This window comes from Labilithrix luteola, assembly GCF_001263205.1.
Classification (GTDB): domain Bacteria; phylum Myxococcota_A; class Polyangia; order Polyangiales; family Polyangiaceae; genus Labilithrix; species Labilithrix luteola.
The window spans coordinates 3,413,437-3,431,140 of the sequence record NZ_CP012333.1; the positions used below are offsets into that span (position 1 = coordinate 3,413,437).

17 protein-coding genes are annotated in these 17,704 nt (G+C 66.3%); 11 read left to right on the forward strand and 6 right to left on the reverse strand.

Annotated elements, in window-relative coordinates:
* Position 1: 1 nt before the first annotated feature.
* Positions 2 to 919, reverse strand: coding sequence for a pirin family protein (locus AKJ09_RS15335; protein ID WP_146647944.1), 918 nt, complete (start codon positions 917 to 919; stop codon positions 2 to 4).
* 235 nt (positions 920 to 1,154) lie between these two features.
* Between AKJ09_RS15335 and AKJ09_RS15340 the strand changes: the two genes are divergently transcribed.
* The 4 genes from AKJ09_RS15340 to AKJ09_RS15355 are packed head-to-tail and all read left to right on the forward strand — an operon-like array spanning position 1,155 to position 4,424.
* On the forward strand, positions 1,155 to 2,057 hold the full coding sequence (locus tag AKJ09_RS15340) for a pirin family protein (RefSeq protein WP_146647945.1): 903 nt from the start codon (positions 1,155 to 1,157) through the stop codon (positions 2,055 to 2,057).
* Positions 2,058 to 2,108: 51 nt separating this feature from the next.
* Positions 2,109 to 2,774: an NAD(P)H-binding protein gene (locus AKJ09_RS15345; RefSeq protein ID WP_146647946.1), complete on the forward strand. Its 666-nt coding sequence runs from the start codon at positions 2,109 to 2,111 to the stop codon at positions 2,772 to 2,774.
* Positions 2,775 to 2,834: 60 nt separating this feature from the next.
* Complete coding sequence (locus tag AKJ09_RS15350; RefSeq protein ID WP_146647947.1) at positions 2,835 to 3,521, forward strand: hypothetical protein; 687 nt, start codon at positions 2,835 to 2,837, stop codon at positions 3,519 to 3,521.
* Positions 3,522 to 3,569: 48 nt separating this feature from the next.
* Entirely contained in the window at positions 3,570 to 4,424 is an 855-nt protein-coding gene (locus AKJ09_RS15355; RefSeq protein ID WP_146647948.1) for a hypothetical protein, read from the forward strand.
* A gap of 34 nt (positions 4,425 to 4,458) precedes the next feature.
* On the opposite strand, the gene AKJ09_RS15360 is transcribed toward AKJ09_RS15355, so the two are convergent.
* A complete protein-coding gene (locus AKJ09_RS15360; protein ID WP_146647949.1) occupies positions 4,459 to 6,222 on the reverse strand; it encodes a hypothetical protein in 1,764 nt (587 codons plus the stop codon).
* A gap of 151 nt (positions 6,223 to 6,373) precedes the next feature.
* On the opposite strand from AKJ09_RS15360, the gene AKJ09_RS15365 reads away from it, so the two are divergent.
* Positions 6,374 to 6,793: an organic hydroperoxide resistance protein gene (locus AKJ09_RS15365; RefSeq protein ID WP_146647950.1), complete on the forward strand. Its 420-nt coding sequence runs from the start codon at positions 6,374 to 6,376 to the stop codon at positions 6,791 to 6,793.
* 56 nt (positions 6,794 to 6,849) lie between these two features.
* On the opposite strand, the gene AKJ09_RS15370 is transcribed toward AKJ09_RS15365, so the two are convergent.
* Positions 6,850 to 7,506: a histidine phosphatase family protein gene (locus AKJ09_RS15370; RefSeq protein ID WP_146647951.1), complete on the reverse strand. Its 657-nt coding sequence runs from the start codon at positions 7,504 to 7,506 to the stop codon at positions 6,850 to 6,852.
* A gap of 232 nt (positions 7,507 to 7,738) precedes the next feature.
* Here AKJ09_RS15370 and rpoZ point away from each other — a divergent pair, with 232 nt between their 5' ends.
* From rpoZ to AKJ09_RS15385, 3 genes are all read left to right on the forward strand, one after another.
* Positions 7,739 to 7,981 carry a DNA-directed RNA polymerase subunit omega gene (gene rpoZ / locus AKJ09_RS15375; protein ID WP_146647952.1) on the forward strand — a complete coding sequence of 81 codons (243 nt, stop codon included), beginning with the start codon at positions 7,739 to 7,741 and terminating at the stop codon, positions 7,979 to 7,981.
* Between the two features lie 176 nt (positions 7,982 to 8,157).
* Positions 8,158 to 8,904 (forward strand): class I SAM-dependent methyltransferase, encoded by a 747-nt coding sequence (locus AKJ09_RS15380; protein WP_275936736.1) that lies wholly within the window; start codon positions 8,158 to 8,160, stop codon positions 8,902 to 8,904.
* Entirely contained in the window at positions 8,901 to 9,596 is a 696-nt protein-coding gene (locus AKJ09_RS15385; RefSeq protein WP_146647954.1) for a YggS family pyridoxal phosphate-dependent enzyme, read from the forward strand. Before AKJ09_RS15380 ends, AKJ09_RS15385 begins: the two co-directional genes overlap by 4 nt.
* A gap of 138 nt (positions 9,597 to 9,734) precedes the next feature.
* Here the strand turns inward: AKJ09_RS15385 and AKJ09_RS15390 are convergent, their stop codons facing one another.
* Positions 9,735 to 11,693 carry a tetratricopeptide repeat protein gene (locus AKJ09_RS15390; protein ID WP_146647955.1) on the reverse strand — a complete coding sequence of 653 codons (1,959 nt, stop codon included), beginning with the start codon at positions 11,691 to 11,693 and terminating at the stop codon, positions 9,735 to 9,737.
* A gap of 248 nt (positions 11,694 to 11,941) precedes the next feature.
* On the opposite strand from AKJ09_RS15390, the gene AKJ09_RS15395 reads away from it, so the two are divergent.
* Both AKJ09_RS15395 and AKJ09_RS15400 read left to right on the forward strand, forming a co-directional pair.
* Positions 11,942 to 13,294 carry a replication-associated recombination protein A gene (locus AKJ09_RS15395; protein WP_146647956.1) on the forward strand — a complete coding sequence of 451 codons (1,353 nt, stop codon included), beginning with the start codon at positions 11,942 to 11,944 and terminating at the stop codon, positions 13,292 to 13,294.
* A gap of 342 nt (positions 13,295 to 13,636) precedes the next feature.
* Positions 13,637 to 14,107, forward strand: a complete 471-nt coding sequence (locus AKJ09_RS15400; RefSeq protein WP_169927556.1) for a response regulator — start codon at positions 13,637 to 13,639, stop codon at positions 14,105 to 14,107.
* Positions 14,108 to 14,170: 63 nt separating this feature from the next.
* On the opposite strand, the gene AKJ09_RS15405 is transcribed toward AKJ09_RS15400, so the two are convergent.
* Complete coding sequence (locus AKJ09_RS15405) at positions 14,171 to 14,485, reverse strand: tetratricopeptide repeat protein (RefSeq protein ID WP_146647958.1); 315 nt, start codon at positions 14,483 to 14,485, stop codon at positions 14,171 to 14,173.
* A gap of 51 nt (positions 14,486 to 14,536) precedes the next feature.
* Here AKJ09_RS15405 and hpt point away from each other — a divergent pair, with 51 nt between their 5' ends.
* Positions 14,537 to 15,064 (forward strand): hypoxanthine phosphoribosyltransferase, encoded by a 528-nt coding sequence (hpt, locus tag AKJ09_RS15410; RefSeq protein ID WP_146647959.1) that lies wholly within the window; start codon positions 14,537 to 14,539, stop codon positions 15,062 to 15,064.
* On the opposite strand, the gene AKJ09_RS15415 is transcribed toward hpt, so the two are convergent.
* Positions 14,998 to 17,451 (reverse strand): DNA internalization-related competence protein ComEC/Rec2, encoded by a 2,454-nt coding sequence (locus AKJ09_RS15415; RefSeq protein WP_146647960.1) that lies wholly within the window; start codon positions 17,449 to 17,451, stop codon positions 14,998 to 15,000. The two genes, hpt and AKJ09_RS15415, sit on opposite strands and share 67 nt — an antisense overlap.
* Between the last annotated feature and the right edge of the window lie 253 nt (positions 17,452 to 17,704).

Here is a 17,704-nt window from a genome sequence, read left to right on the forward strand (position 1 = left end):
TTCAGACTTCCGGAAGCGGAACGAACTCGATCTCGTCGCCCGGCACCTTCGGGAAGCGCCCTTCCTTCCAGTCGCTCTTCGCCGACTCGATGCGGTCCTTCGAGCTCGAGACGAAGTTCCAGTAGATGTGGCGCGCGCCGACCGGCTCGCCGCCAAGGAGCATGACGCGGCTTGGCTCGAGCGCCTCGAGAACCGGCTGCATGCCTTCCTTGAAGACGGCCATCGAGCCTTCTTCGAGCTCCTCGGGGCCGCACTTCACGCGCCCCTCGACGACGTACGCGGCGCGCTCCGGATACTCGGTCGGTAGCGCGATCTTGGCGCCCGCCTCGAGCTTCGCATCGACGTAGAACATCGGTGAGAGCACCTCGACCGGTGAGGTCACTCCGTACGCCTTGCCCGCGATCACGCGCACGGTTCCGCCCTCATGCGGCACGCCAGGGATGGTCGACGCCTCATGGTGGAAGAACGCAGGCTCGGTCTCCTCGTGCGCGTCCGGGAGCGCGACCCAGGCCTGAATGCCGTGGATGCGCCCGCCCGACTTCTTGCGCTCCTCGGAGCTGCGCTCGGAGTGCGTGATGCCTCGACCGGCCGTCATCCAGTTCACGGCGCCCGGCTGAATCGCCACCGCGGAGCCCAAGCTGTCACGGTGGAAGATCTCGCCGTCGAAGAGGTAGGTCACGGTCGCAAGGTTGATGTGCGGATGCGGGCGAACGCTCATCCCGTTGCCCGGCTCGAGCTCCGCGGGGCCCATGTGATCGAAGAAGATGAAGGGGCCGACCATGCGGCGCTGCATCGACGGCAGCGTTCGGCGAACGGCAAAGGCGCCGATGTCGCGAGGGCGGGCTCGGACCACGAGCTCGATCGTGGGGCATTCGACGTCGGTTTGGCAGTCGGGCTCGTTGTCAGGCAGCTGGCTCATCGGTCCTCTTTTTCTGCAGGTCTCGTGCGTATTTGACGACGCTTGGGTGCCCCCGCGCGCGGCCAGCCTAGCGCCGTCGAGGCCACGAGCGCGCATCGCAATTGTTCCACCCGTGGAACGACTGGTTCGCCTGGCGGGGGATTGGGCTCGGCACGTGGCGACTTACTGTAGGGGGGTCGGAGCGAATCGACACTCGAGCTCGCTCTCGGCAAAGGAAAGAAAGAAAGAGAGAACCATGGCCCAGCCCAACATCACCCCCGCCTCGAAGGCCTCGAGCACGGACCGCACGGGCCGCTCGGTCGCGCGCCTCGTGCGCGGGATGCCGACCAGTGACGGCGCCGGCGTGAAGCTGACTCGCGTGCTCGGCACGCCGGAGCTGCGGCGCCTCGACCCGTTCCTCATGCTCGACGAATTCAGGTCGGACGAACCGCAGGACTATCTCGCCGGCTTCCCCGATCACCCGCACCGCGGGTTCGAAACGTTCACGTACATGCTGGCGGGCAACTTCCGCCACGAGGACAACCACGGCGGACGAGGCGAGCTCGGCGCCGGCGGCGGCCAGTGGATGACCGCCGGACGAGGCATCGTCCACTCCGAAATGCCTCAGCAGGAGCAGGGACTCGTCTGGGGCTTCCAGCTCTGGATCAACCTGCCCGCCAAGGACAAGATGCGCGACCCTGGCTACCAGGACGTGCAGCCGGCGGACATCCCGACCGCATCCCTCGCGAAAGGCGTCACCGTGCGCGTCATTGCCGGCAAGCTCGGTGAGCACGTCGGTCCGGCGGGCAAGGATCGCGAGACCGATCCGCACTACTTCGACGTCACCATTCCGGCAGGCGCCGACGCGGAGATCCCGCTCCCCAAGGGGCACGCCGCGTTCGTCTACCCGTTCGACGGCGACGTTCTCGCGGGTGAAGCAGGCTCCGAGCGTGCGCTCGCCCGCGGAACGCTCGGCGTGTTGAACGAAGGTGAGCACGTTCGCCTCGCCACCAAGGGCGACGCGAGCAAGCCGTCGCGCGTCCTCGTGGTCGCCGGCAAGCCGCTCGGCGAACCGGTCGTGCAGTACGGCCCGTTCGTCATGAACACGCCGCAGGAGATCGAGCGCGCCATCCTCGACTTCCAGGCCGGTCGCTTCTGAGCCGCACCTGATTGCGCACGCCCGCACGTTTGGCCACGCTAGAATGGCCAAATGCGGGCGCGCGCGATCGTGATCGGCGGAACGGGTTTGGTCGGCAGTCAGCTGCTCGACCAGCTCCAGGAAGACACACGCTTCGAAAAGGTCGTATCGCTCGTCCGCCGGAAGTCGGGCCGCGAGCATCCGAAGCTCGACGAGCACGTCATCGACTTTCGTTCGAAAGACTCGTGGTCGCCGCTCATCGAGGGCTCACAGGGTGACGTGCTCTTCTCGACGCTTGGCACCACGCTCCGCCTCGCGGGCAGCCAAGCGGCCCAGTACGAGGTCGACTACACCTTCCAGTACCGCATCGCCGAGCAGGCTGCGGCCGCCGGCGTGAAGCGGTACGTCCTCGTCTCGTCGTCGGGGGCGAACTGGAACTCGTCGCTCTTCTACACGCGCATGAAGGGCGAGCTCGAGCGTGACGTCGAAAAGCTCCCCTTTTCGCGTATCCGCATTTTGCGGCCGGGCCTCCTCGCCGGCGAACGCGCCAAACGTCGGCCGCTCGAAGGCGTCGGCCAGGTCGTGGTTTCGGCGCTCAAATTCCTGCCTGGAGTTCGGCAGTACCGTCCGGTGCCCGCAAAAACCGTGGCGCGCGCGATGATTCGCGCCTGGAGCGAAGACGGAGCCGACCTCGAGATCTACGGTCCGGAGCAGGTCTTCGAGCTCGGCGAACGCTGAGCATCGAGCGGGACCGCGGGATTTTCACCGCTCGTTTCCACTCGGCGTAGGATGCGAGGCGTGTTCGAGGACGTCGACGCCAAGGGAGTCCAGAAAGTCCCGCGCGATGCGGAAGACCGCTTGGTCCTCTACGCCATCTGGGCGCGGAGCGAGATCTGCGAGCTGCCCGCCGCGTCGGCATGGGGGATTCTCCATGAACGCTACCCGCAGGAGCCGAGGTTCCTTCTCCTGCACGTCTACGAAGACGTCTTGTCACCCGGTGACGCAGGCTTCGCGCCGTCCGCGTTCCTCGAGAAGGTGCAACGCGTGCTCGACGCAGCGGGCGGACATCTCCATCCCGAAGTTCGCGATCTGCTCGCCCTCGCCGAAGACGAGCTTCATCAGCTCGCCGAGCGCGATGCCGCACGACTCGATTTGATCCGCGCGCGCGTCGGAAGCCGCACGGGCGACGCCGGTGCCGCGAAGAAACGCCTGACGCGACTCTCGTCCGACGTCGTTCGCGAGTTCCACGAACGCACCACCGGCGGCAAGCGCATCGGCGGCGACGCGAGCGGTACCGGTGGCGACTGGAAAGCCGCCGTCGACGCCGCGAAAGGCCCCAAGGCGCCTTATTCGGCCACCGCGAAGGTGACCGTCGGCAGCCTCGTCGAACATCCCAAGTTCGGCGTGGGCGTGGTCACTGCCATCGAGCCCGGACGCGCACACATCCTCTTCGAGAGCGGCGCGCGCAAACTCGTCGTCGGCTGACGCGCCGACGACTGTGCGCTCGTCCGCGCGCGCTGGTAGCATCGGCACATGTGGACGCGCTCGCGCTTCGCGCTGCTCGTACTCGTTCCAGCGCTTTTCGTCGGCTGCGAGCCAGGAGGCGCCTCGTCGAGCTCGCCTCAGGACTGGACCGGCACCGCCGGACGGCGTCCCAGCGGCTCGCTGATTCGCTGGTTCAACGGTTACGTGCCGACCGACGGCAGACCGATGGGGGACATCGAGGTCTATCTGAACGCCGAAGGCATCGGATTCGACACGAAGGTCACGGTCCCCCTCGGCACGGTGTCGTCGCCCTACGATCCGCGCATCGACGACCGCGGCGAGGCCGCGCTGAGCGTCTACCCCTCGACGGGACAGGAGGGCGAACGGGTCATCGTGCAGCACTCGTGGACGCCGAGGCCCGGCGAAACCCGCACGTTCTTCCTCGGCGCAACCCGAGGGCCGGACGGAGCGAGCACGGGGTCGGTCCACGAATTCGTCCACGCCATCGACGAGCCGACCCAACCAGGCAAGGGAACGGTCGACGTCGACCTCCTCTTGCTGCAGAAGCTGTCCGCGCCCGACGAGGGTACCGCCTGGTACTTCGGCGTGGATGGCACCTGTGCCAGCGGATACCGCGTGAGCAACGGCGCGATCGAGTCGACCGACGCCCGCGTCACTCCCGACGAGGTGCGCTCCTTCGCGTTGCCGCCTGGGATGCACGCAGGTGGGCTCCACCTCAAGAGTGATTGCTCCGACCCTCCGTTCGTTGGCGAGTCGTTCGAGATCATCCGTGAAGGCGCCCACACGGTATTTGCCGTCTACACGACCACGGTGCCAGCGCGCAGCGACACGCTCCGCGTCGGCGTCGTTCCGCTCGTTCCCGTCACCGCGCCCGCACTCTGAGTGGGTCGATGAATCGACGCGAGCGCAGCAGCCGTCACGGCGCTCCGAGCAGAAGCGCCGAGTAGGATCGTGCGGTGCTCACCTTCGGGGACTCGGCATCGAAGACCGTCATGGTGCCGTCGCCCTGAATGGGTCCGTCCGTCGAGCTGTCGCCCCCCAGGACGACGATGGCCCTGCCGCCTTCGGGACGCGCGACGTCGAACATTGCTCCGCGGCGGCCGTCGAGCGGGAAGTGCGTGACCGTGAGGTCGTCGAGATTCACGGTCGCGCCGACCCATTCGGTCAGGCCGTTCTTGTCCGGATCGGTGGTGAAGTACGAGACGTGTCGGCCATCGGGGGAGACGCGCAGCGACGCCGCCGAGGATTCCGAGAACGACATCACCGACAGCGTCCGCCGGTCGAGCACATAGAATCCGGTGAAGCAGCAATATCCGCTGGGACGAAGGATCTTGAGGTCCTCGTGGGGAGGTGGGACGTCCAGCAATTCGAGCACGCCAGGGAAGCTGAAAGGCTGCTGGACGTTGCCGAAGGGCTGCTCGGATGTCGGCTCAAGAGACCAGTAGGCGGTCTCATTCACGATGATGCCTGCAGACAGGAGGAAAGCGTCCGCGCCGCCCTCGGTGGCGGCCGTGCGAGTCCGAACCCAATGGACTTCCAATGCGTTATGGGCGAACGCCAAGTCCATCGTCGCGGCGTTTCCCGTTGGGTCGTCGGGATCGACGAACACCACGGCGGGACTAGGATTCACGAGCACGGCGATACGTCGTCCGGCTGCCGTGTTCACGAACGCAAACTCGGACGCGTACCGCTTGAAGTCGACGCCAGTAGAGACGGTTTCGAATTCACGTCCCGAGGCTTGCGGGGCCGCCCCGGAGAGCGGCGCGAACGTGAACATCGCCAGGCGCGATGACATCACGGGGTCCCGGTTGAGAATCGGCGTCGAGGACTCCGTAAGCAGCATGACGATGCGCGCGTCATCGGTACGGTCGGGAGCGCCGTCGTCGAACATCACGGTCGTCGAGCTCGTGGGCAGGGTCGTCAGGAGCTCGGGCTGAACCGCCGGGTTCGCGGCCAAGCGGTCGAGCTCGAGGAGGAAGGCCCGACTGGAACTCTGCGACACCAGCAAGCGTCGTGGTCCCGCAGGGAGCTGGAGCACGGGGGAGAACCAGAGCTGCACCGGCGGCTCGTTCGGTTCGCCGACGAGCCGGGAGGAGACGGCAAGCTCCGGTGACGCGTCGAGATCGACGAGGACGACTTCGTTCTGGATCTCGCCTTCGAGCGCTGGAATGAGGCTGAACGCGGGCGGGTCGGCGAGCGCGGAGACCTGACCTGGCACGACGGACTCGGCTTGGATCCCCGACAGGTCTTGCTTCATCCTGGTGTAGAGCCCCACCCAGCGGCCCGTCGGGTCGACCGCCAGGGCGGAGTGAGCGGAAGGAAGCTCGAAGCGGCGAGCTGCGTTCGCCTCGCCATTCGTTGCGCCCTCGAAGACGGTGAGCGTCGGCGGCTCGCTCCCTTGCTCGCCCTTGGACACGACGAAGAGCCGCCTGCCGTCCTCCGAGGCCTTGGCGAGGACGACGCCCTTACCGACAGTCGCCGTGCGCCAGTCGACCTCCTGATTCGCGTGGGGAGCGACGAACACCGCACGATCTCCGCCGACCTCCACGAGCGCCACTTGCTGCTCCAGCGATGCAGCAAAGAAGGAGTGGCGCGATTCACCGGAACGAGTCCTGGACGTGCACGCCGCCGCGGAGAGCCCAGCGAACAGGACGATCGAGACGAGGTGGCGACTCCGCATGAATCGCGAAAGTGTCACACGTCCGCGGCGATGCAAGGTGATGGCCCTCACGGTCGGGCTCAATCCCCGGCCCGACTTCTGGAGGCACGAACACAATTTCGAAGTCGTCGCGAAACCAGGTTTGTCGAGAACCGTAACCCTCACAACCCCAATGACGCGAATCGAAAAAGTTCTCTATACGGGCAAAACTCACACGTCGTCCGGCGGCCGAGACGGCGCCTCGCGCAGCTCCGATGGGCGCCTCGACATCAAGCTCTCGTCTCCTGGCTCTGCGGGCAACGGCACCAATCCGGAGCAGCTCTTTGCCGCCGGATGGTCGGCTTGCTTCATCGGCGCCATGGGGCTCGCGGCAAGGAAGATGAACGTCTCGCTCCCCGCCGAGCTGACGGTCGACGCCGAAGTCGACCTCGGAACGACGGACGGCGCGTACTTCCTGCAGGCACGCCTCAATGTGAGTGTCCCCGGTCTCGAGCGCGACGTCGTCCAGGCCATCGTGGACGCCGCCCACCGGACTTGCCCGTACTCGAAAGCTACGCGCGGCAACATCGACGTCACGATCAACCTGGTCTGACTCATCCTGAGTCTCGGCCAGCCCATGGCCCCGTGGCTAGGGGTAGGCCGAGCGCCTCAATCGGTGCTGTCTTCGCGCTCGATGCGCTCGATGCGCTCGATACCTTCGAGGTGCTCGACCTCGTTCCAGGTCCGAAGCGAATACCGACCGGACGTGCTGCGTTCGAGCAGCGTGATACCGCAATTGGCGACCGCATCGAGGACTCGGAAACCGTCTTTCGACACACCGAGGATCCGCGCGATGAAGCTCCGAATCGCCCCGCCGTGGGAGACGACGAGCATCCTCCCGTGAGGTCGCCCATCGGCGATTCGCTCGAGCGCCGCTTCGATCCGGATCGCGAGCTCGGCGTAGGTCTCGCCTCCTCCGCGTCGAACATCCTCGCCTCGTGCGATCGCGGCCCAGTCCTCCGGATGAAGGCGCGCGATCTCGTCGTAGCTCTTGCCGGTCCAGGTTCCAACGTCCACCTCGCGGAGGCGAGGGTCACGGTCGACGCGGATCTCACAAGCCCGGCCGACGATCTCGGCGGTCTCGAAGGCACGCTCGAGATCGCTCGAAACGATGGCGTCGAGGGACGCCCGCTTCATCCGCGCGGCAAGGCGCTCAGCCTGAGCTCGACCCTTGGGAGCGAGGCCGCTGCCCCCTTGGCCCTGGAAGATGCGATTGGCGTTGTCGGCCGTCTCACCGTGCCGGGCGAGATACATGAGGAGTGCCATGTAGCCCTGATTTCTCGCGTAACCTGGCGGATCCCGCAAGCCGAGGAAGGCGATTACCGCTCAATTGTTCAGCATTTCGCGTGGATTCCAGCCCGGTCGTGGGGGTGGAAAAGCTTGCGAGGTGCAAACGCTGCGACTAGCTTCCGTCGTCCCCAAGAAGTCGGACAGCCCCCTCGAAGGTTGGGTGGGTTCCGAGGATTTCGACTTCGAAGCGAGAGGCACGGAGTTCCCCATGGCGCGCGTTACCGTCGAAGATTGTCTCGAGCGTGAAGAGAACCGTTTCGCGCTGGTGGTCCTGGCCGCTCGTCGTACGCGCCAGCTCATGAAGGGCGCCACGCCGCTCGTCCACTCGAAGAACAAGCCTGCCGTCACGGCCCTCCGCGAGATCGCCGCGGGCAAGGTCCACTTCGACCGCCCGAGCACGGACGCGGTTCAGGACTGGATCGACCACATGAACCGTACGGGCCTATACTGAGCTCGAAACGCGGGGGGGAAGAGCCCCGCGATCCATCGAAAGCGCGCGGCCGAGTCGAGCGGGGGAAGAAACCAGACCTCGAGCTCGAAGCTGGGTCGCGCGCGCATTACGAAGACCCCGCGTACTACGACCACGCGTACCGGGGTCAGACGGATGATGTTGCGTACTACACGCGCATCGCCGCAGGCCGAGGGTCCGTCCTCGAGTACGGCATCGGCAACGGCCGCATTGCGCTTCCGCTCGCGCATGCAGGCCTCGAAGTCTCGGGCATCGACCTCTCGAAGCCCATGCTCGAGAATCTCCGAGAGCGGCTCGCCCGTGAGCCCGCGCCGATCCGCGCACGCGTGAAGGCGCACCACGGGGACATGCGGACTGTGCGCTTGAAGAAGCGCTTCCCGCTCGTGCTGTGCACGTTCAACACGGCACTGCACCTCTACGCGCGCCAAGACGTCGAGCGCTGGCTCGCACGAGTCCGCGAGCACCTCGCCCCTGGAGGTGAGCTCGTGGTCGACATCGGCATGCCGATTCTCGAGGACCTGACGCGGAACCCGAAGACGCCTTTTCGCATCCCATCGTTCGTCCACCCCACGGCCGGTCGGGTCAAATACCACGAGTATTTCGACTACGACCGAGTGCGTCAGGTCGTCTTCGTATCCATGTGCTTCGAGCCTGTGGATCGAAAGGCGAAGTCAGGTAACGATCGACGCACCGCAATGCCTAGTGATGTGAGTGGGGGTGACTCCCAATTCATGACTCCGCTCGCGCATCGGCAGTTCTTCCCGCAAGAGTGGGAAGCGCTGCTGCACTACAACGGTTTCGAAGCGACTGCCGTCTACGGCGATTTCGAAGGCGGTCCGCTCGTCGGCACGTCCGACCTCATGGTTTGGCACGCTCGCGTTCGACGCGGGTGGAGATCACGATGAGCAGGAGCTCCATCGCCGACAACCTCGCGAGCGTGCGCGATCGCATTCATCGCGCGGCCATCGCCGCCTCGCGCGATCCCTCCGAAATCAGGCTCATCGCGGTTTCCAAGACCAAGCCGCCGCTCGCCATTCGCGAAGCGTACGAAGCAGGCCAGCGCCTCTTCGGCGAGAACTACGCGCAGGAGCTCGCGCAGAAGGCCGACGAGCTCGTCGACCTGCACGACATCGAGTGGCACTTCATCGGCCACCTGCAGACGAACAAGGCCAAGTACGTGGCTCGCGCCGCGCACGTCGTGCACACGGTCGATTCGGCCGCCCTCGCACGCGAGCTCGGCAAGCGCGTCGCCAAAGACGATCACCGTCGCGAGGGCTTCCGCATGCCCGTGCTCGTCGAGGTCAACGTCGGAGCCGAGCCGCAGAAACACGGCACCTCGCCGGCCGAGCTCGGTGACATCCTCGACGCCGTCGACAAGGAGCCCGCGCTGCAGCTCCGCGGCCTCATGACGATGCCTCCTCACGACCTCGAGGCCGCTCGGCGCGTGTTCGAGGCGCTCGTTTCGCTGCGACGCCTCCACGGCGGACGAGCGCGCCTACCGGAGCTCTCGATGGGCATGAGCGACGACCTCGAAGTCGCCATCGCCTGCGGGGCCACGCTCGTGCGCGTGGGCTCGGCCATCTTCGGCTCGCGCTGAGCTCTAGCAGAGGCGACTACGCCGTCGCCCTCTGGCAGCCTCAGTCTCGCGAGCGGAGCGAGCCCCGCGTGGGGCGGGGCGGCGCGTGCCGCCCCGTGATGACAAAAGACTGAATGGGCCGCGCTCATGCGCGGTCATTCAGGATCGGCGGAAGCGGGAGAACGCGTCGCGAAGGCGCGTAAGCGTGCTCGTGCGGTTGCGCGCGGAACGAATGCGTTCGGCGAGCGCGCGATTGGCCTCGTCGGTTGCGTCGAGCGAGAGCGCGCGGTCGATGGCGTCGCGCGCGTCGTCGCGCTTGCCTGCCGCCAGGAGAGCCGTGGCGAGCACCGAGAGCGAGCGCGCATTCTCTCCTTCGAGCTCGCACGCGCGGCGAGCATGCACGAGCGCGGCTTCGGGGTTCGACAGCGCGACGTAGGCGCCGACGATCTCCATGTGAGCGGGCGTCGAGCCTGACGAGAGGCGGAGGGCCTCGGCGAAGGCATCGCGCGCTGCGCGCCATCGTTCGAGACGACGTTCGGCAATGCCTACGGCGAAGTAGGCGTGCCACGCGGGATGGGTGGTGGCGAGCCCGCGTGCACGCGCGGCAATGACCTCGAGGTCGACGACGGGTGCCTGATAGGCCGCACGGAGAACCGCTTCGATCTCCAGCGCCGCCTTCGGCTCCTCCAGGGCGAGCCGCCCGCGCTGAGCTTCGGACGCGAACGTGGACGTCGGGGCGAGCGCTTCGACGTGCGCGAGATGACGAATTGCGGCCTTGCGGTCACCTGTCTTGGCGAGCGCCCGCGCGAGAACGAGCGTGACCCACGCGTCGGTGGGAACGCGCTCGAGGAGTGCTTCAGCGAGACGCTTCACGCGGGACGCGCGCGCAATGCCTTCGGGTTCGGCGGCGAGGACGAGCTGAATCGATCGCCGGAGCACCTCGGGATGGGCGCCTCCGCGGTTGCACGCGAGAAGCACGTCGTCGACGAGGCGCGTGGCCGAAGCCGCATCGCGACGCTCCATCAAGAGCGACGCGAGATTGCTGAACGCCGGCGGATAGAGCGGAAAGCCGTCGAGGACCATGCGCCACGCACGCTCGGCGTCGTCGAGGTTCCCACGCTCGGCAAGCACGATGCCGCGTTCGGTGTTGAGTAACGGATCGGCAGTACCGTGGAGGAGGCCGTCTTCGATCGCCACGAGCGCGCCTGGCAAATCCCCACGTGAGCGGCGAGCCTCGGAGAGAAGAGCGTAGAGACGCGTGCGCTCGGGCTCGATGGCGAGTGCTTCGTGGGCACGGCGTTCGGCCTCTTCACCGTTGCCCGTGCGCATGTTGAGCGCCGCCACCGCTTCGATGAGATCGGCGTTCTCCGGCGCGTCTTCCGTCGCGCGGACGAGTGCCCGCAGCGCAGCGTCGGCGAGCTTGCCGTCCGAAGGATTCGCGACGGCAGCATCGAGAGCGAGCGCCGCCAGACGGCTTGCTGGAAACCGAGCGTCCGGAGCGTCGCCGATGGCGCGACCGAGATGGACCATGGCGGCGAGACGATCGTGTGGACCGCCCCTCAGCGGATCGTGCAAGGCGCAGCGCTCGGCACGAAGCACGCTCTCGAGCGCATCCCACGAGAGATCGCCGATGTCGCGCACGGTTCCGAGCTCGCCACCGAGTTGCGACCAAAGCTCGTCGAAGGCCGCGAGCAACGTGCGACCCGCATTCTCCCCGTCGAGATGCGCTTCGACCTTGGCGCGCGTGCGGCCGTCCTTGGTGTCGAACGCGAGGAGCTGGATGAGCCCGCGACCATCGATCGGGGGCTCGAAGCTCCCCGTCAGCACGAAGTTCACGCCGGCGGGAGCGTTGCCACTGCCGGTGAGATCTTTCCATGCGCGCGGGGGCACGAACGCTTCGACCGGTCCCGCTTCGCCGCTCGGCGGGGGTGCATCGTTCGCGTCGTCGTCGGCGAGCTTCGACGTCTCGGACGTCTTGCGCGCGAGCAATTGAGCAAGCGCCACGCTCTCACCGTCGATCTGCGCGAAGCTGTGCACGAGCGCCGCGAGGCCGAGACCGAGTCCGCGTCCATCATCCGGAACGCCGAACGGGATCACTACTGCCCGCGGGGTCGACATGCTTCTTGTTCATGCCGGAAGCGGGACCACAGCACAAGCTGCGCGCGCGACAGCAACATGTCTTCGCGAAGAGACGCGATCTCCGTCGCGCGTCGCTCCGTACGCCTTGACGCAGAACCAAAACATGCTCAGCCGCGATGACGTCGAGCGGCGACTCTTGCCTTCGAAGCACTTTCGCGCAACGCGCGCGGTGCTAGGGTTCGCCCGTGGCGAGACCGCGATCGAGAGGAGCCGGCGACACGTCTGACATGTTCAGAACCGGCGGCGACACGTTGTTCGGAGCAGCCGCCAAGCGAGAGGCTGCATCGAGCGGCGCTGTTCCTCTCGCCGAGCGCATGCGTCCGACGAACCTCGGGGAGTACGTCGGACAGAAGCACGTGCTCGGTCCGGGCAAGCTCCTCCTCAATGCCATCGAGAAGGATCGCGTCCCTTCGATGATCCTCTGGGGACCGCCCGGCGTCGGCAAGACCACGCTCGGGCGAGTCATCGCCGAACGCACGCGTTCGGTGTTCGTCCCCTTCTCGGCCGTCCTCGGCAGCATCCAGGAGCTGCGAGAGATCGTCGCGGCTGCGCGCGAACGCCTCTCGTACAAAGGAGAGCGCACACTCGTCTTCGTCGACGAGATCCATCGGTTCAACAAAGCCCAGCAGGATGCGTTTCTGCCCCACGTCGAGGCAGGAACGATCACCCTCGTCGGCGCCACGACCGAGAACCCGTCGTTTGCGGTCAACGCGGCACTCTTGTCGCGTTGCAAAGTGTTTCGCCTCGAAGCCCTCACCGAAGAGGCGCTCGTCACGATTCTCGAACGTGCGATCGCCGACAACGAGCATGGGATCGGCGGCCTCTCCGTCGACCCTGAAGCGGTTCGAACCATCGCACGCATGGCGCGAGGTGACGGACGGCGCTCGCTCGCCATCCTCGAGGCAGCGGCTGAGTACGCTCGTTCACGTGACGAAAACGCCATCACCACAGAGACGCTCGCCGCATCCGAAGAGAAAGCTCCGCTGCTTTACGACAAGGCGGGCGAGGAGCACTACAACGTCGTCAGCGCATTCATCAAATCGATGCGCGGCTCCGATCCGGATGCGGCGGTTTACTGGATGATGAGGATGCTCGAAGCGGGCGACGACCCGCTCTTCGTCCTCCGTCGCATGTTGATCTTCGCAAGCGAAGACGTCGGGATGGCCGATCCGCGCGCGCTCGTCGTCGTGTCCAACGCCGACGCGGCCTTCCGTCGCATGGGCCTTCCGGAGGGGCTCTACCCTTTGACGCACGCCGCGGTGTATCTGGCGTGCGCGCCCAAATCGAACGCGGTGAAGAACGCGTGGCACCGGGCCAAAGCGTTGATCGAAGAGCGCGGCGCCCTCCCCGTTCCCATGAAGCTCCGTAACGCCGTCACGACGCTGATGAAGCAAGAGGGTTACGGAACGGGCTACAAATACGCCCACGATTACGACGATGGAGTCGTTCCGGGGGAAACGTATTTGCCGGACGAGCTCGTCGGTACATCGCTGTACGAACCGACCGAACATGGCGAAGAGGCACGCATTCGGGCGCGTCTCGCCGCGCTCCGTGCTCGTCGTTCTGAGAACGAAAGCTAACGAAGACCTCATGTGGACGCACCGCGTCGCGTTCTGCTCGCCGCGCGAGGTATCGCGCACACAGCGGCGCCGCATTCGGCGTGTCGAGCATTCACGTAGGAGCCATTTCCAGGCCCCCTTAACCTGACAGGTCGGTGCTAGATGGGTGGCGCGTGCTTTGCTGGTGCGCGGCCATGGAGAAAGGGATGACCCCGACATGTTGAAGCTCGTGATGCCTCTCGGGGCCGGGCGCCTGAACCGAGCGACGAGTCGTACTGCGACCGCGAGCCACGCGCGCACGAACGACGTCGGTTCCGTTCAGGAAGATTTGTCTCGACATGTCCAGCAGCTACCATGGGTATTGTGAGCGCATCGTGGCACGCAGACGATTCTCGCTCGGCGCTCCGTGCTGCGCCGAAGGCGCGAGCATCGCTCGAAGGCGTCGTCGTTCTCGCTGTCGACGATGATGACGACGCACGCGAACTGCTACGCACGATTCTCGAACAGCGTCGCGCAACGGTGCTCGTTGCATCGAATGCGCGCGACGCGTTCGATCTTCTCGAGCGCGAGCAACCGCACGTTCTCGTATCGGACATCGCCATGCCGGACGAAGACGGGTACGCGCTGATCCGCCGAATCCGCTCGCTTAGCGAAGATCGAGGCGGGCGCACGCCTGCAATCGCCGTGACAGCGTATACAGGCTCCGCCGACCGCGCGCTTGCTCTCCAGGCAGGTTTCGATCGTCACGTGCCGAAGCCCGTGGATCTCGACCTCTTGGTCGAGGCGATCCTCGTCCTTTACGACATGCGGGACGCTTCGCCCAAGAGCGGCTGAGACACGAGACTCTTCGAGTCGCTCGTCAGCGGAGGCTCGAGTCCGAAGAGTCGAGGGGCGGCGTCAGTCATCGAGTGTGGCGAGCGCCGAGTCGAGCTCGGAGAGAGCATGCGAGTTGCCCGTCGCACGTGCTCGTTCGGTGCCGGCCTCCATCCACTCGCGGGCCTCGTCCTTCCGACCGAGGTCCGCGAGCATCTGCCCGCACATCAAATACATCGCGACGTAATCGGGCTTCTGCGTGCGCAGGGTCGTGAAGGTCTGGAGTGCTTCGTCCCACCGTTCGAGTTTGCGGTACTCCATGGCCAGCCCGTACCAGGCGAGCGGATCGTCCGAACCTTCGTTGGTGACCTTCTCGAGAAATGCCAGGCGCTTGCTCACGCCGCAAAGCTCCTCTTTACATCGAGCCGCGTCAAGGCGACACAGCAGCTCATGAGTGAACGACTCGTCACGATGCTCGATCAGGAGACCATTGCTGCTCGAGTCAAGGAACTCGGCGCTCAGATCTCGCGAGACTACCAGGGTCAGAACGTTGTCCTCGTCGTGGTCCTCAAGGGGAGCTTCCTGTTCGCGGCCGACCTCTGCCGCGCCATCGACATGCACAACCTGCGCATCGACTTCCTCGGCGTGCGTTCGTACGGCGAGGGCACGGAGACGAGCGGTGTCGTGCAGATCACGCAGGACCTCTCCCGACCCATCGCCGGCGAAGACGTCATCATCGTCGAGGACATCGTCGACACGGGCCTCACCATCGCGCACTTGATGGATTTGTTCCGCACGCGCAACCCGCGCAGCGTGAAGGTCTGCGCGCTTCTGCACAAGCCGGCGCGCGCACGCGTGTCCGTCGACGTCGACTATCTGGGCTTCACCATCGAAGACAAATTCGTGGTCGGCTACGGACTCGACTTCGCGGAGAAGTACCGCAACCTGCCGTACATCGGCATCGTCACGAGAGACTGAACGTCGAGCGCGTGCCCGTCGGTCGTCATCACGACGGAGCCATCGCGATCGAGGCGGAAGAACGGAATCTTCGCCGTCGCGAGCGAACGGATCGTGTTCGGGTGTGGATGCCCGAAGCGATTGCGCACGCCGCACGAGATGACGGCGAAGCTCGGGTCCACGGCCGAGAGAAACGGGGGGCTCGACGAGGTTCGGCTGCCGTGATGGCCGACCTTCAGCACGTCGGCGCGGAGGTTCGCGCCGCGATCGACGAGCTCACGCTCTTCTTCGCGTTCGGCATCTCCGACGAAGAGCACGGCTCGCTCGCCGTAGCGAATCCGTAGAACGAACGAGTTGTCGTTCGGGCCGCGATCCGGATCGGGGCCGAGAGGTCCGCACGGCGCGAGCACTTCGATCGTGGCGCCGCCAATTTCGTGCACACCACACAGATCGCGCGGCCGACGAATCGATACGCCGCGGGCGCGCATCATCGCGAGGACGTCGGCATAGCCTCCGCCCACGCCCTCGGATTCCCCCTGCCCCGTGTCCCAGAACTCACCGACGCGGACGGCCGAGAGGCCCGTGCGCAAGCCGCCGAAGTGATCGGGATGAGGATGGGAGAGGACCACGTAGTCGACGACGCTCCTTCGTCGCGCGCGGAGAAGCGGCGCGATCACGCGTTCGCCCGTATCCGTCGGGCTGCCGACGAAACCTCCGGCGTCGATGAGCATCGAGCGTCCGTCGGGAAGGTCGATGAGCGCGGCATCGCCTTGTCCGACGTCGGCAAAGGTCACGCGGAGCCGGCCGTGCGGTGAGCCGGCGGCGCGCGCGTCGAGCTCGAGTATCACGAGGAACGCCACCGAAAGCGCGCTCCAACCGATCTTCGCCGCGCGAGCCCGAAAGCACGCCACGCCGAACGCGAAGACGGCAAGCACGGCGAGCTCGGAGGACGTGGGCGCGGCCACCGGGACCGCCCCCCAAGGAATCGCCGCAAAGCTTCGCGCCACGTGACGCACGAGCGACAGTGCGCCCGACGCGGCGAGCGCCGTCCCCTTCTCCGCGAGCGGAAGCGGCTCGAGGAGGCCATGCAGAAGGCACAGCGGCAGAGCCGCCGCCTCACCGAGCGGAACGGCCACGAGATTCGCAACGAGGCCCGCCACCGGCAGATCGGGGCCCATGCCGGCGAGCACGGGTGCACACGCCACCGAAGCGGCCGTGGTCTGCGCCATGGGTCGAACGACGAACCCGGCCCAGGCCGGCGCGCGCGTGACGAGCACTCGTTCGATCGGCTTCCCGAGAGCGACCAGCCCGAACGTGGCCGTCACCGAGAGCACGAACGACAAGTCGTAGGCGACGAGCGGGTCCCAGAGCGCCATGCCGAGAATCGAGAACCCGAGCGCGCGCCACGTGTCCGGTTTCCGCCCAACCGCCACGGCAAAGAGGGCGACGCTCGACATCCACGCCGCGCGAATGGCCGAGCCGCTTCCGCCCGCGAGATCGGCGTAGAACCAGGCGAGTGGAGCCCCCACCGCCGCGGCGATCCGATTCACGTCGATGCGCGTCGCGAGAGCTGGAAAACGGACAAGCAGCGCACGCAGCGCGCTCACGAACGTTGCCACCACGAGCACGAGGTGCATCCCCGACACCGCGAGCAGGTGCGAGAGACCACTTCGCCGAAACGCGCGTTGGTCGGTATCGTCGAGAGCACTTTCGCCGAGCACGAGCGCACGAGCCATGCCCTCCGTCTCGCTCGGAAACGTGGCGACGATCCGCTGCCTGATCGTCTCACGTAGGCGGTCGATGAGCGACACGATCCCCCAGCCGGGAGTGACCACGCGAATGTCGACCACACCGCCCGAGAGCAGCGAACCTCGCCGCGCCTGACCAGGTGCCGGGTCGCCCGTTCCGTCGTTCCAGAATCGATGGGCAGGAGCGAGCTGCGCAATCGCCGTCACGCGATCGCCCCGTGCCATCGGCGGAGCGATGCCGAGAGGCACGTGCAGAGTGACGCGACCTTCGAACGAGATCGTCTCGCAGGCGCCCTTGCCGACGCGCACGTCGACACGGACCGAGTCCTCGCCGCGCGCAGGCGACGTCTCGACGATGCCAGCGAGCTCACAACGCGAGGGCCACGCGTGATCGCGCTCGAGATTCGTTCGTGCCGTTTCGAACGCGTCCACGACCGAAGCCGCTCGCCAAGCGCCCGCGAAGAACGAAAGCGCACATGCCAGAGCGAGGAGCCATCGCCGAACGCGCTGCTCGCGAGGACCGACCAGTCCCCAGATCGCGAAGGCCACTAGCATGGCCACGGCGACTTCGAGAGGCGCAGACCACGTCAGCGCTCCGCTGCAGACGGAAAGTCCACAGACGAAGATCCCATCCAGCTCGAGACCCGACACCGTGCGCACGCAGCTCCCAGTGCATCGTGCGCGCCACTACACACCGCGCCGATCCATGGGGAATTTCGGCGATTGTTTCGCCGTAGAACTGGCCGGGCCAGATTTCTACCTGGCCGGTGCCACCCCCGAACGCGCGCAAACCCGGCCCATGTGTCGACTCGAGGTCATCCGACGTGAGACGAGGGCCCCTTGGCCGACGTTGCTCCGCACATGGGAACTTCGCTACCCTGGCGCTACCGTCGTGGGGGCTCATCCGTGAAAC